Annotated in this window: 20 protein-coding genes; 9 read left to right on the top strand and 11 right to left on the bottom strand. The window is 48.4% G+C overall.

Going from position 1 to position 14,761, the window contains the following annotated elements; genetic code table 11:
• Positions 1-253, top strand: a 253-nt coding sequence (locus ACTVJH_RS14815; RefSeq protein ID WP_455992367.1) for a hypothetical protein, incomplete at its 5' end; no start/stop codon positions are given.
• A 17-nt stretch (positions 254-270) separates the two neighbouring features.
• Here ACTVJH_RS14815 and ACTVJH_RS14810 read toward each other — a convergent pair.
• Complete coding sequence (locus tag ACTVJH_RS14810; protein WP_455992365.1) at positions 271-612, bottom strand: MarR family EPS-associated transcriptional regulator; 342 nt, start codon at positions 610-612, stop codon at positions 271-273.
• 649 nt (positions 613-1,261) lie between these two features.
• Between ACTVJH_RS14810 and ACTVJH_RS14805 the strand changes: the two genes are divergently transcribed.
• A complete protein-coding gene (locus ACTVJH_RS14805) occupies positions 1,262-2,437 on the top strand; it encodes an ATP-binding protein (protein ID WP_455992363.1) in 1,176 nt (391 codons plus the stop codon).
• A gap of 772 nt (positions 2,438-3,209) precedes the next feature.
• Here ACTVJH_RS14805 and ACTVJH_RS14800 read toward each other — a convergent pair.
• From ACTVJH_RS14800 to ACTVJH_RS14785, 4 genes are read right to left on the bottom strand one after another with little or no spacing between them, the layout of a single operon-like run.
• Positions 3,210-3,719 carry a GNAT family N-acetyltransferase gene (locus tag ACTVJH_RS14800; protein WP_455992360.1) on the bottom strand — a complete coding sequence of 170 codons (510 nt, stop codon included), beginning with the start codon at positions 3,717-3,719 and terminating at the stop codon, positions 3,210-3,212.
• On the bottom strand, positions 3,710-4,195 hold the full coding sequence (locus ACTVJH_RS14795) for a type II toxin-antitoxin system TacA family antitoxin (protein WP_455992357.1): 486 nt from the start codon (positions 4,193-4,195) through the stop codon (positions 3,710-3,712). Before ACTVJH_RS14795 ends, ACTVJH_RS14800 begins: the two co-directional genes overlap by 10 nt.
• Positions 4,164-4,481, bottom strand: coding sequence for a CcdB family protein (locus ACTVJH_RS14790; protein WP_455992355.1), 318 nt, complete (start codon positions 4,479-4,481; stop codon positions 4,164-4,166). Before ACTVJH_RS14790 ends, ACTVJH_RS14795 begins: the two co-directional genes overlap by 32 nt.
• A complete protein-coding gene (locus ACTVJH_RS14785) occupies positions 4,481-4,729 on the bottom strand; it encodes a type II toxin-antitoxin system CcdA family antitoxin (RefSeq protein ID WP_455992352.1) in 249 nt (82 codons plus the stop codon). The genes ACTVJH_RS14790 and ACTVJH_RS14785 overlap by 1 nt, the downstream gene beginning before the upstream one ends.
• 385 nt (positions 4,730-5,114) lie before the next feature.
• Here ACTVJH_RS14785 and ACTVJH_RS14780 point away from each other — a divergent pair, with 385 nt between their 5' ends.
• On the top strand, positions 5,115-5,381 hold the full coding sequence (locus ACTVJH_RS14780) for a DUF4351 domain-containing protein (protein WP_455992349.1): 267 nt from the start codon (positions 5,115-5,117) through the stop codon (positions 5,379-5,381).
• A 301-nt stretch (positions 5,382-5,682) separates the two neighbouring features.
• Here ACTVJH_RS14780 and ACTVJH_RS14775 read toward each other — a convergent pair whose 3' ends face one another.
• The 4 genes from ACTVJH_RS14775 to ACTVJH_RS14760 are packed head-to-tail and all read right to left on the bottom strand — an operon-like array spanning position 5,683 to position 7,392.
• The gene (locus ACTVJH_RS14775) at positions 5,683-6,003 is read right to left on the bottom strand and encodes a hypothetical protein (protein ID WP_455992346.1); all 321 of its coding nucleotides are present in this window, start codon (positions 6,001-6,003) and stop codon (positions 5,683-5,685) included.
• A 51-nt stretch (positions 6,004-6,054) separates the two neighbouring features.
• The gene (locus ACTVJH_RS14770) at positions 6,055-6,438 is read right to left on the bottom strand and encodes a hypothetical protein (protein ID WP_455992343.1); all 384 of its coding nucleotides are present in this window, start codon (positions 6,436-6,438) and stop codon (positions 6,055-6,057) included.
• A gap of 39 nt (positions 6,439-6,477) precedes the next feature.
• Complete coding sequence (locus ACTVJH_RS14765; protein ID WP_455992341.1) at positions 6,478-7,167, bottom strand: ERF family protein; 690 nt, start codon at positions 7,165-7,167, stop codon at positions 6,478-6,480.
• Between the two features lie 12 nt (positions 7,168-7,179).
• Complete coding sequence (locus ACTVJH_RS14760; RefSeq protein ID WP_455992338.1) at positions 7,180-7,392, bottom strand: hypothetical protein; 213 nt, start codon at positions 7,390-7,392, stop codon at positions 7,180-7,182.
• 127 nt (positions 7,393-7,519) lie between these two features.
• Here ACTVJH_RS14760 and ACTVJH_RS14755 point away from each other — a divergent pair, with 127 nt between their 5' ends.
• From ACTVJH_RS14755 to ACTVJH_RS14745, 3 genes are all read left to right on the top strand, one after another.
• Positions 7,520-7,825, top strand: a complete 306-nt coding sequence (locus tag ACTVJH_RS14755; RefSeq protein WP_455992335.1) for a helix-turn-helix domain-containing protein — start codon at positions 7,520-7,522, stop codon at positions 7,823-7,825.
• A gap of 506 nt (positions 7,826-8,331) precedes the next feature.
• On the top strand, positions 8,332-8,868 hold the full coding sequence (gene abiEi, locus ACTVJH_RS14750; RefSeq protein WP_455992333.1) for a type IV toxin-antitoxin system AbiEi family antitoxin: 537 nt from the start codon (positions 8,332-8,334) through the stop codon (positions 8,866-8,868).
• Positions 8,861-9,124 carry a nucleotidyl transferase AbiEii/AbiGii toxin family protein gene (locus ACTVJH_RS14745; RefSeq protein ID WP_455992330.1) on the top strand — a complete coding sequence of 88 codons (264 nt, stop codon included), beginning with the start codon at positions 8,861-8,863 and terminating at the stop codon, positions 9,122-9,124. Before abiEi ends, ACTVJH_RS14745 begins: the two co-directional genes overlap by 8 nt.
• A gap of 125 nt (positions 9,125-9,249) precedes the next feature.
• Here ACTVJH_RS14745 and ACTVJH_RS14740 read toward each other — a convergent pair whose 3' ends face one another.
• Positions 9,250-10,131, bottom strand: coding sequence for a nucleotidyl transferase AbiEii/AbiGii toxin family protein (locus ACTVJH_RS14740; RefSeq protein ID WP_455992327.1), 882 nt, complete (start codon positions 10,129-10,131; stop codon positions 9,250-9,252).
• Positions 10,124-10,744 (bottom strand): type IV toxin-antitoxin system AbiEi family antitoxin domain-containing protein, encoded by a 621-nt coding sequence (locus ACTVJH_RS14735; RefSeq protein WP_455992324.1) that lies wholly within the window; start codon positions 10,742-10,744, stop codon positions 10,124-10,126. The genes ACTVJH_RS14740 and ACTVJH_RS14735 overlap by 8 nt, the downstream gene beginning before the upstream one ends.
• 709 nt (positions 10,745-11,453) lie before the next feature.
• On the opposite strand from ACTVJH_RS14735, the gene ACTVJH_RS14730 reads away from it, so the two are divergent.
• The 3 genes from ACTVJH_RS14730 to ACTVJH_RS14720 all read left to right on the top strand — a co-directional run.
• Positions 11,454-12,659, top strand: a complete 1,206-nt coding sequence (locus tag ACTVJH_RS14730) for a Fic family protein (protein ID WP_455992322.1) — start codon at positions 11,454-11,456, stop codon at positions 12,657-12,659.
• 607 nt (positions 12,660-13,266) lie between these two features.
• Positions 13,267-13,569, top strand: a complete 303-nt coding sequence (locus ACTVJH_RS14725; protein ID WP_455992319.1) for a helix-turn-helix domain-containing protein — start codon at positions 13,267-13,269, stop codon at positions 13,567-13,569.
• On the top strand, positions 13,566-14,761 hold a 1,196-nt coding region (locus ACTVJH_RS14720), incomplete at its 3' end, for a type II toxin-antitoxin system HipA family toxin (protein WP_455992316.1). The genes ACTVJH_RS14725 and ACTVJH_RS14720, both read left to right, overlap by 4 nt.

Raw genomic sequence — 14,761 nt, 5'->3', positions numbered from 1 at the left:
TGTGCAAAGCCGCAGCGGGCGGTTAATGCCTTTGTTGTGTTGCCCCCTGTGTCAGGAAAATGCAAAAGGCGAATTAACCGCCCGTTCGCAAGCTCACTCGACACTACCGGACAAAAGATTGGACAACTACCCCGGACAACTGAAATTCCGTCCGCCGGACTGTCGCCGGCCGGAAAGTGTCACCACTGCGTGGATTTTCAGCGGAAGCCGTTTTGATCATCCCTTTGCTATCTTCACGGTTGTCGAGTCCTAAAACTTACAACCTAACACCTAAAACCGTTTTGCCCTGTCTTTTTCCCTGCCTATTTCTTCCTTGATCAGGGCGATTTCTTCCCGAATTTCGTCATACTCTTTCATCCGCCGCTTGAGGTAGCGCAGGGTTACCCTGGCCTTGTCCTCGATGCCCTTGGGGGTCAGCAGGTAGAGATAGATTGATTTGTTTTTGTTGTTACAAAACCGGCTCGCCTTGATCATTCCCTTGCCGATCAGCCCCTGAAGGCAATAGTTGGCCTTGCCCAGGGAGATCCCCAGAGTTCGGGCCAGCTCCCGCTGGGAGATCTCGGGGTTGTCGTGGATGAGTTTGTAAATGTTATAGGAGGTGGAATCGTCCATTTTTTTCCGACTTTTCATGAGTTCAGGAATTGAACGCGTACACAGGGGGCACGTGGACGTCAACGGGTTTTTTTGATTTTGGGAAAGGGGAAGGGGAAAGGCGAAAGGCGGTGTTAGGTTTTAGGTGATTAGGTGGTTAGGTGAAGGGCAGGAGAAACGGAGGCGGGAGAAACGGAGGCGGGAGAAACGGAGGCGGGAGACGGGAAAAGTGAATGCTTGGCGAGCCTGCGAGCCGTAGCAGACCTTATGCAGAGCTAAAGTGAATGCTTGGCGAGCCTGCGAGCCGTAGCAGACCTTATGCAGAGCTGGTTGGCACAAGGGCATTAGACGCCCGTTCGCAGGCTCACTCGACGGGCGCGGACAACGGCTCTGACAGAGTTCTTTTCCCTGCCGGACAGTCGCCAGGGAAAAACAGCCGGTGCTGCGCACGATAACAACGATTTGAGTACCTTACTCGTGAAAGTCTGCCATAAAAAACAAAAAAATTGTATAACCGATTGAACTTACACCCTAAAACTGCGGCTAGTCCGCATTGGGTGTTAGGTTGTAAGTTTTAGGAAAATGCAGAGATTGTCGGAAGTTAAAGGGACCACCAAGAGTTTAAAGCCAAAAACTTGCAAATCATCCATTGATTGGATAAATTGCAAGGATGATTAATCGACGCATCCTTCCTTTTGTTGAATCGGCCCTGACACGACAGGCCGCAGTTGCGCTCATCGGTCCCAGGCAGGTGGGCAAGACGACCCTTGCCTTTCTTATCAAGGAGCAACGATCCTGTCTGTATCTTGATCTCGAAAATCCGGCTGACAGGCAGAAACTCAATGAACCGGCCCTTTTTCTTGCTCAGTACGAAGACGAACTGGTCATTCTCGACGAAATCCACCGTGTTCCTGATCTGTTTCCTGTTCTGCGAGGTATCATCGACCAAGGAAGACGACAGGGAAAAAGATATGGCCGCTTTCTGCTTCTTGGCTCAGCATCCATCGATCTTCTCCGGCAAAGCGGCGAAAGTCTGGCCGGGCGCATCGCCTATGTGGACATGGGACCATTCGATGTCCTGGAGGTCGTCCATGACAACAAGGATTTGATACAACTCTGGGTGCGAGGTGGATTCCCGGACAGTTATCTGGCACCAGACGATGGCGACAGTTTGGCCTTGCGGCAGGATTTTATCCGGACCTATCTGGAGCGGGACGTTTCATTGTACGGTCCCCGTCTGCCTGCGGAAACGTTGCGACGACTCTGGACCATGCTGGCCCATGGTCAGGGCTCCCTGCTCAATGCCTCCCGTTTGGCAGGCAATCTGGCTGTCAGCGCTCAGACAGTAACCAGGTACATCGATCTGCTCGTGGATCTGCTTCTTGTGCGGCGACTGACTCCCTTTCATGCCAATACCAAAAAACGCCTGGTCAAGGCACCCAAGGTCTATGTGCGGGATACCGGCCTGCTCCACGCCCTCTTAGGGATCGAAACGTACAATGACCTGGCCGGCCATCCCGTCATCGGTGCCAGCTGGGAAGGTCTGGTCATTGAAAACCTTCTGTCCATATCCCCACCGCGAACCAGTGCGACCTTCTACCGGACCTCAGCCGGCGCGGAAATCGATCTGATCCTCCAGTTCCCCAGCGCGGAACGCTGGGCCATTGAAATGAAAAACAGCCTCACCCCCAGCCTTGAACGCGGATTCTACTCTGCCTGGGAGGACGTGCGGCCGGACAGATCGTTCGTGGTCTACCCTGGAAAGGATCGCTATCCGCTCAACAACAAGGTCGAAGTCATAAGTCTTTACGAGCTGGCTTCCCTGGTCCTTGACCAGTCGGAATGAGCAAACGCATTCTGTCCGGCTCGTATCGCTCACAGTTAAGAAACGGGCTCTTCAACCTTGCAAATCATCCATCTTGTGGACAATCTGCAAGGTTGAAGAGCCCGCAAGTGCGTTCCTTTGATGCCTGGGTTTAGGGATGAAGGGTTAAGGATTAAGGGGAAAGGGGTAAGGCTGTTTTAGGTTTTAGGTGTTAGGTTTTAGGTGGTTAGGTGAAAGACGGGAGAAACGGAGGCGGGAGAAACGGAGGCGGGAGACGGGAGGCAGGAGAAACGGAGGCGGGAGAAACGGAGGCAGGAGAAACGGAGGCGGGAGAAACGGAGGCGGGAGAAACGGAGGCGGGAGACGGGAGGCAGGAGGAACGGAGGCGGGAGAAACGGAGGCGGGAGACGGGAGGCAGGAGAAACGGAGGCGGGAGAAACGGAGGCGGGAGACGGGAGGCAGGAGAAACGGAGGCGGGAGAAACGGAGGCGGGAGGCGGGGAAAGTGAATGCTTGGCGAGCCTGCGAGCCGTAGCAGACCTTATGCAGAGCTAAAGTGAATGCTTGGCGAGCCTGCGAGCCGTAGCAGATCTTATGCAGAGCTAAAGTGAATGCTTGGCGAGCCTGCGAGCCGTAGCAGAACTTATGCAAAGCTGGCGGGGAATGAACGAGGTCTGATATCTAATGCCTTTGTCGGGTTGCTCCCTGTGTCAGGAAAAGGAGGCACCGGGCGGTTTGGTCGAACTATTTGAAATGTTTCCAGCCCTGCTTGCGAAGTCTCAGCCCCCAAGCCCCTAACCGTTGCCCAGTAATCTTTTGAGGTCGTTAATCAGCAAAAAAAGGTGATATGGATCTGTCGGGCTGGGGTCAAAATCCCAAGAAACATACCAGTTCCGTGCGGATTCATCCTTGGCATGTACCAGCAGGGCTCGAATTCCCGCAATATCTGCAGCTTGAGCTGTTCGAAGCAAGGCATCTTTCAGCAAAGCTCTTCCAAGTCCCAATTTCTGATGATCAGTATCCACGGCCAAACGAGCCAAAATCATTACCGGAACAGGATGACGAGCGAGTCCTTTCACAACTCGCTGGGGCGTGGCTTCATAAACAACACTTCCAACGGCCAAGCTATAATACCCAACCACAATATCTTTACAGCAGCACACATAGGTTTGAGCACTGTTTGCCTTCTGGTTTACCAAGGCATACCGTTGTAAAAACAGATTAAGTGCGGCCTGTCCGCAATCAAAGGCACTCACAGTATCGGTGGCCGAGAGTTTTCGTACAGGCTCGTATGCTATTTGCATTCGAGCAGACCTGGTGTGGAAAGCAGTTCTCTCAGACGAGGCTTATCTTGAACAGGACGATCCAGCGCCTTTTCGAATGCTGCCCACTGGGTGTCGTCCAGAGAAAAAAGCCTTCGATCAGCAAGAGCCTGATTAGCGGCGGCGATCCCGACATCCAGCAAAAATTCGCTGACATTTTTATGAGTTACGCGGGCAGCTTCTTGTAAAAGTATTTTAACGGAACTGCTGGTTCGAACATCAATCCGTTCATTTTTTGGAAGTCGTAAGGCAGACATGACTGGCTCCTGTTTGTTGTTTACTCTTACCATTAATGTCCTGACGTTGTCCTGACAAGTCTTTTTCTGCCAGTTTAAAAAAGCCTGCCGAAAAAAAATTCCAGGGTGGGCGACAATTTCCCTGGCACAGGGGGTTCTTGATGCCATCTTTTGACGCATTTCCTGCGCATCAAAAACCAGTGAAAAGAAAATCAAGGGCACGGATGAATCGATCTCTGAATGCCGAAAGATCACACACAAACGGGCCCATATCCGAAATGTGAATCCCGGCCATTTGCGGCGTTAGAACGATATAGGGTGAGCCGTTGATTGCAACGGTGGGGGTCAACGAATCGATAGGCTTCTCGAGCAGGGGGGGTGAGGGAGACAGGGGAATCACGACGCGGGTCTGAAGATCCTGCAGAAAATCGTTCTGCACATCCACGAGATAGGGCATCGTTTCCCGGGTTTCCTGGTTGATATTTTCATAGACTGAACATTGAGCCATCAGAAGCACCTGCTTTTTTTACTGAATACACCATGCTGTTCGACATATTCGTTATAGGCATCAATGGAATCCTTGTTGTCCAGTTTCCATTGTTCCTGCCTTTTTTCCCGGATCATTTCGATCAGGGCTTGCTCAAGGGTAGCTGAAAGGTTGATGTTCAAGTTCTTTGCCTGCCGTAACAGGTCGCAATTGACGCTCAGATTGGATGCCTTTTTGGGGGCTTTTTCTTCAAACAATATAACGGGCATATGTCCTCCTGGATTATCCGGGTATCCTCATTCCTTATTCATTATGCGCATATGTTATGTGCAGTCAAGTTGCGCTCTGTCTCTGAGGTATTAACGTTTCGTGCCTCACTCAATCGGGGTGATAGAGCTAAGGGAGTAGCGAGTTGAGTTATGTTGCCAGATTAGTCCCTGAATGAGGCAAAATACCTTGCTTGCAAAAGCATTTTAGCGGAAGGCCCTGAAGAGTTGCAATGTTGCGGTCAAAGGACTTATTGAAAGACTTAAAGGGCGTGAATATCTTTCCTTGCGCCGGGCATTCACGGTCTGGATCCGCCGGGTACTTCTGGCTCGGGTGGTACCTGACGAACCCATACCTGAAGTAGATGATCTGCAGGAGGTCGATACTATGCTGGCAGAACGTGTGACCCAGTGGACTGAAAAATGGATGATGGCTGGAGAGGAAAAAGGCATCGAGAAAGGTAAAATCGAGAATGCCCAGCAGATGCTCTTGAAAACATTGATGATGAAGTTTGGCACTGTAAACCCCTTGATGGCTAACAGGATAACGTCCATTTACTCCCAAGCATCACTGGACAAGCTTTTCGAGCGTGCCTTTAATTGTGCAAGCATGGAAGAGTTTGAAGGATATCTTATTTCTGCCACGGACAATTAACCCGCAGGCCGGTCTTTATCTCTGACCTAATCGGCAGCGACATTGCACGTGTGCCTGGAGACAACTCCGCCCACCCTGGAATTTTTCTCGGTGGGTTTTTTTACTGACCTTCGGAACTTGTAACCTCCAAATGAATCCTTTACCCAGACGACATAAGAGCGAACAAAGGGACATAGCGAGTTTAGCACCTTACTCGTGACAACCTGCCATAAAAAAACAAGAAAATTTCCCAAAAAAATCCGTGAGACATCCTATCGTGTCCCACGGATTTTCGCGTCATTTCCCTTTCATCCGATCCGGATCAACTGGTCAGGATCTTGATGCGAATGACCAGCTCGTTCGCTTCCCCGGGTGACATGGATTCGACGTGCTTTGCGGTCCCTTCATGGCCCGCCTTTGCTTCTTGGGGCGCCTTGGACGGAACAGCCTGCTGTGGTGAATTTGAAATATCTATTCCGACCACCTTTTTGATGGCGGCATCTACATCCGCATAGTAATTCCACAATGTCGATATCGACATGTTGTTGCGCCTGGCGACATTTTTCAACGTGTCTTTATTGCGAATCAGGTCCATGACGGCGTCGTATCTTACCTCTGGAGAAATACGTTTTTTTCTTTTCATGAATACCTCATTTTATCTAGTTACAATTATTAAATATAATCATATAATATTTTAACATTCTCGATAACGAGTAAAAAAAGCATTGGCAATCATATTCAGTCCAGGAATGCGATCTTTTGCAAGATCGATCAAGTAGAAAAAACGACATGCCATATATTTTTCTTCAACAGTATGCATTTGTTCCATCAATTCTATACACGGATAATCGTACTTTCTATCATTTTCTTTCATAATCAGTGTACGATAAATTTTATCGGCATTGCCATTGATGTACTCCATGAGTTCTTTTAAATCCATATTGTCGATTTTCAACATTTTTTCCTTACTAATAGAACTTGTTTCTTGATGCATTCTAAATTTGAATGCATCAAGGTTATTGTTGTATTCAGCATAACGTCCATTGCCACGGTTAATGATGATTTCAAAATTTTTCATTTCTATCCTTTGTTAAAAATTTATCCACAAATAGATAAACTAGACTGCTTTTTGTACGACATTCGTATTTGAATGCTGACTCAGCAATGTGATTATTTTTGACGCCTGTACCCTTGTCAGATTCTCAATGGCGAGAACTGATCCTTTAAAAGTTTCCAATATGATACTTTCCAGGCTAACTTTTCGTTCCTCAGCCATTTGTGTCATTGTCGTAATTTGTTTATCAGTTGCCGTAGCCGTACCTTCTCCATTTCTTGTCTGTGTTACATCATTTTCTTCTACCTCCTTATTAATATATGTCTTCACCGCTTCATTGGCATCATCATCCTCAGCCGCTATCCCCACTAGTGCACACAGCGAATATCTCCGGGCATATGTGAGTGCAGAGCCAACCGCATGGTGATTTTCGAGTGGACAGACAATGGGATAATCGCTTTCAATCCATTCGCCGCTTGTCCCGTGAATCAGACGCGTGAAAAGATGCAGATTCCCATGATTGTCAGTCTGAATAGTTTGGATTAAAGCCAAGCCATTGTCTGAAAGATGCTTGCGACACATATCAATGCAGGTTCCAAGATCCGCATATGTTGAGCCATATTTCGCATTGACCGCCCCCTTCCTGGCAAGACCCATGGTCCCTTGCGCTCGAGAAAGAGCCATGGCCAGATTACCAACGTATGGGCTTTGACTTTGCCTATTTAATAAACTATTATTAAATATATTATTCATAAGTCTTTTCCCCTAGCCATTATTTAGTTCATGCGAAAAAATGATTCTTCGTGCGTCTAACAGCTCACAAACATTAGATATATCAAAAAATGCCTTTTCAATTCCTTCATTAAGAGTCTTTGCGTCACTTTCAGAAGGAATTCGATCCAAGGCTACCGCAATGTTTACCAACATTCCACGAATCTCTTCGAGGTTCGCATCAAACTGTGACAGTGCTTTTAACATCTTTAACCCCCTCTTTAATAATTTTTAAATAATTATATTATTACGCATTCAGTAAGTATGTGTATAGTAAACTCATACAAACTTGTCAACTACTTTATTCATATTTTTTTAACTTTAGTAGGTTTTTATGAAAAGCAATCTCGAAAAACTTATGAAAGCACGAAAAATGACTATTAAGACATTGGAAAAATTATCTAATGTCAACAATGTTACTATCTCAAAAGCACGGAAGGACGACGAGATTTCACGTTGCACATTGGCTACATTGGCTAAAATTGCCGAAGCTCTTGAAGTTTCTGTCCACGAGCTTTTCGACGACGACCTCTCCCTCTCCGAGAAACCCTTGGCTGATGATACCATTGCAACACGATTCGAAAACATAGAGAATCGAATAAAGACCATTGAATCCAAGCTCAACTTTCTATCTTCCTAACCAATATTCCCTGTTCAGCTCAGACTTCCTGCCAGTGCGGATGGAAAGAACGAACCGGCAGCTCGACAACCATGGACTAACATCTTCTCCTGGGGTCCACCCTACTGGTCGGCAAATTGGACAAGGCTATCAAAGCCCATCTTTTTCGCCCGAGTCCGGGCTCTTTTCACAAAAAAAAGGCCTGGCGGTTATAAAACATAACCGCCAGGCCTTTATAATTAATTGATTTTGCTAAATATCTAAACAACACACCAAAATTTGAATTTATACTTGACAAGTCAGAGAGGAACAGACCGATGAGTGCGAAGCAATCTGACTTGGTAAAGATCCATTCCCGGTGGGCGTTGCTACGCTTAGATGCCGGCATTAAATCGTGGGACAAGGCATTTGAGTACACCCGGGAATTCAATGCCGAACGGCCTTTGTTTACTGATCATCTGAAAATAGTTGACGTAAGTGGACACAAAGACTATACATCATTAGCATTAGTGTTCACTTGAGGTGTTATGGACAAGCAAACAGCAATCAAGGTGTTGACCGCATGGGATGAGACGGGGCGTTATGTGTTTACGCGCCATGACCTCGCCAGGCTTTTCCCGGATGACAGTGCCAAAACCCTTCAAGAGGCGGTGAATCGACTGGTCAAGGATGGCTGGCTGCGACGTGCATGCCGGGGGGTTTACGTGTATGCCTTGGCGCGCAGCATGGACAGTCACACGGTTGAAAGAATCGCCGTGGCGTTGCGCCGTGGGGAATACAACTACATCAGCCTGGAATCTGCGCTTTCTGAATACGGTGCCATCTCGCAAATTCCGGTCGACCGCCTTACTGTTATGACAACGGGTCGTAAAGGAGTGTACCATACCCCTTGGGGAACCATTGAGTTTACCCATACCAAACGGCCCACATCCAATATTCTTGCCAGTATTCGAAATGTCGGCCGACCCCTGCGGCTGGCAACCCCGATGGCCGCATGGCGGGACTTGAAACGAGTTGGCCGCAATACTCATCTGGTGAACGAGGAGGTTCTTACCGATGATTGAACCGGCACATTTTGCAGCGCTGGTGGATAAAGCCATGATCCTGTCTGGACGTGGCCATATGCGGCCGGTGATCGAGAAGGAATTGCTACACTATGACATTCTTTTCAGTCTCGACAAAGAAGGCTTGCTTGACATCCTGACCTTTCAGGGCGGGACATCACTTCGTTTGTGCTATGGAGCACCGCGCTTCAGCCCCCTGTGTCAGGGAAGTTGTCGCCTTATCATCCGTCGAGGCAGAGACGGTTTGAGGTGTTAGTACCTTACTCGTGACAACCTGCCATATAACGGATACGCCACTTACGAGGCCATAAATCTGGGCTTAAGCACCATCACGCAAGAGCTTGCCCTGTACTCGTAGATTTGAAAAAACGCGAATTTTTCTTACGTTTTTGTTGGTGAAAGCATACCCATCTTCTCCAGAACATGCTGAAAATACTCCCTTGACCAGATATCCAGGTCACGGGGATCCGGGATAAAGGGCTCAACGTCGGCCCGGGCCAGGCCAAAGTCAACGGATGCAATGCGTGCGGCAATCATTTCCCTGCACTGGTCGGCTGAAAGCGGTTTTTCATGGGTATAAACACCTCTCTGCCGAAGCCTGGCATCCAGATGCGGGAGGAGAAGAGGCACTTTTCTACGCACCAGAAAGGCAAAATCATACCAGTCTCTGCCTTTGATCCTGTTTTTCCACCCCCGGTACAAAACAGCGTCCATCTTGCCGGCAAACAGGGCCGGCCCGGTGAAGACCCGCACGGAAAACGGCACGGGATCGTCTATATACCTGACTTCGTACTCTGCTCCGGGTGGAGGATCGGTATCGATTTCCAGTTTGACCTTGCAGACCGCATTCCTGTGAATTCTTTCGGCAATAGCTGTGGGCGCCCCGGCCTTGATAATGTGCATCCGGGTATCGGCCTTGATAAAAGCTGATTCTATGGGCGTATGCACGTTTTTTTGGCGATCCTCGATGTCCACACTGAATCCGAATGCCTTCATTTCATGCTGCAGAGCTTCAAGATACGGCGCAAGCTGAAACGATTCCGCAGATGCCAGAAGTGAAAAATCAAGATCTTCGGAAAACCTGTCCAGATTATAAAAAAATCTCAAGGCAGTGCCGCCGTAAAACGCGGCATGGGTGAAAAAATCCGTACGGGACAGACCAAGCAGAGCCACGGCCTGGATGATCTCGGCCAATGCTCTGTGCGCGGAGCCCTGATTTTTTTTCAGGTACTCCTCAAACAGCTGAACACAGGCTTCACGCATGACACCTCCTTTGGAGAAATTTTCCAAAGACCTGTAAGGTTGATGCACGATAATATGCGCTCAAGTCTCTTAGAACCTTCCGGTCCAATTGCCTGAACTCATCCAGGTCCAGGCGTAGGTCTTCAAAAAGCAGAGTCTCTATCCCCCTGATGGAACGTATTCCTGCTATGCGGTACAATTCATCGCACAGGGCCTTTTCCGGGCAGGCCATGAGAAAACGGCCCGGCACTTCTCCCAGCAGTGTTATTCCATGGGGGTATGCAGCCGTGGGAATATCCTGATAAAAAAACGATCCTGCGGGTGTGTCGTATCTCTTTTTTCGGCCCTTGCCCAAAGTGGCGGAAGTGATGTGCGCCGCATGTTCGGGGATCAGACCGTACCACCTGAGCGCCCAGGCAAAGGAGACGTACGAAGGGCCGTATATACGGTTGGCAGCCCTGCACCGTGTTACCGGATCATCCGCACATTGGGCGCGAACATACAACCCTCTTTTCAGACGAATCAATTCGCCTTGGCGGACAAGACGGGCTATCTTGACCTTGGGATTGGCATGATGGGCAAAGTGATGCCGCAGCCACAACGAGTCGGGAACGTCAACCAGTTTGTTTTGCATATTTTCTCCAGTAAGTACATTTTATGTATACTTGCTGGCGAAAATATGCAAGCCACAGAGGACAGGACAAGGGAACAGGTTTTTTGATCTTGCTGGCCAAATTTATCAAGGATATCAAGCAGGAGCTCACGCGGTATTAGAACAAGAAACATGGCAGAAAAGGCTATTTCCGGGGTGATCGATTCAAGTCCCTGATCGTTCAGGATGGTCGCTCTATGGTCAACCTTTTGGCAACATCGCTGACTCGCCGGTCCGGATCCTCAGCTAGCATTACCGCATTACGCTTGAATTCCGGATCATAAATTCTACGTGTGCTGCTCATCCACTCCTCCTGTTTGATTGTCAGGATAGTGGCTTAACTCCGAGTACACAAGTTTGTAGCAGGATCAGCAACAGGCTGGAATATATCGTTAGATTTGAGTGACAGCCCGTAAATTTCAGAGATTTAAGGATTTCAGAAATTTTAGAAATTGAGGACCTGGTCGCTAACCGCTTGTAATTTCTTAAATCTCTTAAATTTCTTACATTCGTAATTCTGATTCTTGAGAAATGTACCTGAATAGTTACTTTTTTCTTAGCTCAGAAAATATTTTTTCCGAAATTATTTCGGAAATTCATACATGTTGACTCGTGCATAAAATGAGATAATATTGATTCAAACAAGATAGATATCAATACAATTATTTCGGCAATTATTTCGGAAAATATCATGACACATATCTCTCAAATGGAACCAATGATCCCGGCACAACGAGCTGATCTTGAAGCTCTTTCGCTGGAGGTCTACAAGGCTTCGGCAAAGATAGCCGGCAGAGTCCATCCCATAACCGCCAAGCGTATCGTCAAACTTCTGCGCAACGTCAACAGCTATTACTCGAACCTCATCGAGGGCATCCGTACGACGCTGCTGGATATCGAGTCGAGCTTGGAGAGGCTTTCCGATAACCATACGACGCGCAAGCTCCAATTGCTGCACAAACAGAACATTTTCGCCCAGTCGGCTGTGGAGGAATACTTGGCCGGAAAAGGAGACATCACCTCCTCCGAATTTCTCTGCCATGCGCACAAGCTATTGTTTGATGGTGTGCCTGAAGAATTTCTGATCCAGCGGGACAGACATGGAGTACGTGAGATTGTGACGATTCCAGGCCAGTTGCGCGATGATCTGGTCCGCGTGGGTCAGCACGTTCCACCAGACTGGAAAAGCCTTCCCGCGCTCCTGCAACGTTTTCAAAACGTATACTCTCAGACAAACGTGCAGGGGATTGTCAGTCTTGTATATGCAGCAGCCGCGCACCATCGCCTGCTGTGGATACATCCATTTTTCGAAGGCAATGGACGTGTTGCACGCCTCTTCTCTGACATGTATCTCAAGTGCGCCGGATTGGAGGGCTATGGCCTGTGGACCTTGAGTCGGGGACTGGCCCGAGCCGAGAATGACTACAAAAATTTCCTTTCAGCCGCAGATGTACCACGCCAGGGCGACTACGACGGACGAGGCAACCTTTCCGAACGCGGTCTTCACCAGTTCTGCAAATTTTTTCTGGAAACAGCTCTCGATCAAGCCCGATTCATGGACGATCTATTGACCCTGGATGCCACGACTCGAAATATTACATTATTTTGTTCCCTACGAACCCAGGGATACATGGCCGGCAAAAAACCGCTCCCCAAAGAGGCTGTCAAGATTCTCACCCACATCTTCGTCCATGGTAAACTCATCAAGGGCGAAGTGCATGATTTGATCAATTCCTCGGACCGCAAGGCGCGTGACGTCGTAAAAAGCCTCCTCAATGAAGGCTTACTGGAAACTGAAAACCAGAAAGCTCCGCTGACGATAGGGCTACCGACACATGCGGTGCAGTTTTATTTTCCAGAGTTGTGCGACCCTGGGGCTTTTAAGGTGGAGTTATAAAATGCAAGTATACACATATTCCGAAGCCAGACAAAAGTTGGCCGCAGTCCTCAAGCAAGCCGAACATAGTGGAAAGGTTTTTATTCGAAGAAAAGACGGGCAGACATTTGCTCTGACTCCTACAAAGATTTCTGCTTCCCCTTTAGACGTTCCAACAATTAATGCAACCGTATCCGCAGAGGAAATTGTTGATCTTATCCGAGAGGGGCGGGAAAGGAAGGACGTTTAGAAAAAAGAGTGGAAAATCCCCGTTCTGTAGTGCGAATTAAGCGAAATACGCATTTATTAAATCCACAATCAGCGCATTTCGGGGCACTCCAGCTAACCGGTTGCTGATCCTGCGGTTGCAAGTTGCAAGTTACAAAAAACACTAAAAAAGCCCACCGAGAAAAATTTCAGGGTGGGCGACGTCTTCCCTGACACAGGGGGAGACCAAGCTGCCGTTCATATCTGCCTCAAGTCCAGGGGGATGCGGGCTGTTAAGAAACAAGGTCTCCTGTCTGCTGCATCCTTTCCTCCTTTCTTGCCTTTTATATCAATAAGAGCTAAATAATGATCTGTTAAATGCGTATTAACCTTTTACAGATCTTATTTTAGCTCTTATTATATGCAACCATTTACTCTGATCACTCCCGAAGAAGTTGCTGTCGAGCTGGCCCGGCGGCTCAGGGAACTACGTTTGGCCAAAAAATGGAAACAGAAAACATTGGCTCAGCGCTCCGGCGTGAGCGAGGGGAGTTTAAAGCGGTTTGAACAGACCGGCAAAATTTCCATGTCAGGCTTTTTAAAACTGGTCTTTACTCTGGGCAGGCTCGATGAAATGAACAAGATTTTAAAGCCTCCCAGGGCGAACTCCATCAAAGAACTTCAGCGCCTGGACCGCACAGGGCCCAAGCGGGGGTCTGTTTGAAAACATTGAATGTTTTTTTACATCGTGGGCCAGACGATGTGCAAACGGTCGGTCAGCTCGCTGAAAAAGGCTCCTGCCTTTTTTTTGAATACGACCCCGACTTTCTGCATAAACCGCTCTGGCTTTCTCCTTTCAAACTTCCTCCTGAGCCGGGACTGCATGAGCATACGGATCGTGCATTCGGCCCGATATTCGGCCTTTTTGATGACTCCCTGCCGGATGGATGGGGGCTCTTGCTCATGGATCGTTTTTTCAGAAAAAAAGGAATTGATCCTGCTCGGATTTCCGTCCTTGATAGGCTCGCTTTTCTGGGAAATGACACCATGGGAGCCTTGACCTATCAGCCTGCTGCTCCCATCATAAAAGATGATGTTCCTTTTGACCTGCAAGGCCTCGCTGAAGAGTCCAGGCAGGTTCTTACCGGAAAAACAAACACCGTTCTGCCTCGTCTCATGCGGGCAGGAGGAAGTCCCGCAGGTGCTCGGCCCAAGGTGCTGGTCGGGGTGAATGGGGATATTCTGATTTCAGGGGAAACGGATCTTCCGGCCGGCTTTGAGCACTGGATAGTCAAATTTGCTGCTTTAAATGATTTCAAGGACAGTGGTCCCCTTGAATATGCCTATTCACTGATGGCCCGGGAGGCAGGCGTACGCATGCCTGAAACACGACTTTTTGAGACCGTTGACGGTCAATCTTTCTTCGGAGTCAAACGCTTTGACAGAAAGAAAAACCATCGTTTCCATGTGCACACCTTTGGCAATCTCATTCAGGCCAATTTCAGAATTCCCTGCAGCGATTATGAAAATTTTTTCAAAATTATCAATGTGTTGACCAGAAACAGACAGGATCTGCTTGCCGGATTCAGGATGATGCTTTTCAACATTCTGGCCCACAACCGTGACGATCATGTAAAAAACTTTTCCTTTATCATGAACGATGATGGTGAATGGAATCTCGCGCCTGGTTATGATCTGACCTATGCTCCCGGACCGGGAGGAGAACATTCCATGACCGTGCTTGGAGAAGGCAGACATCCCGGCCGGGAAGAGGTCATGCAGCTTGGGGTCCGTGCGGGTCTGACAAAAAAAGATATAACCCTGGTCCTGGATGAGATACGTGCCTCCGTGAGTCGATGGAATTTTCATGCCGCCCAGGCAGATCTTTCATACCGGACCAGATCGTTTATCGCTTC

Source organism: Desulfoplanes sp. PS50, from assembly GCF_053851535.1.
This window is presented reverse-complemented; position numbering and strand designations above follow the sequence as displayed.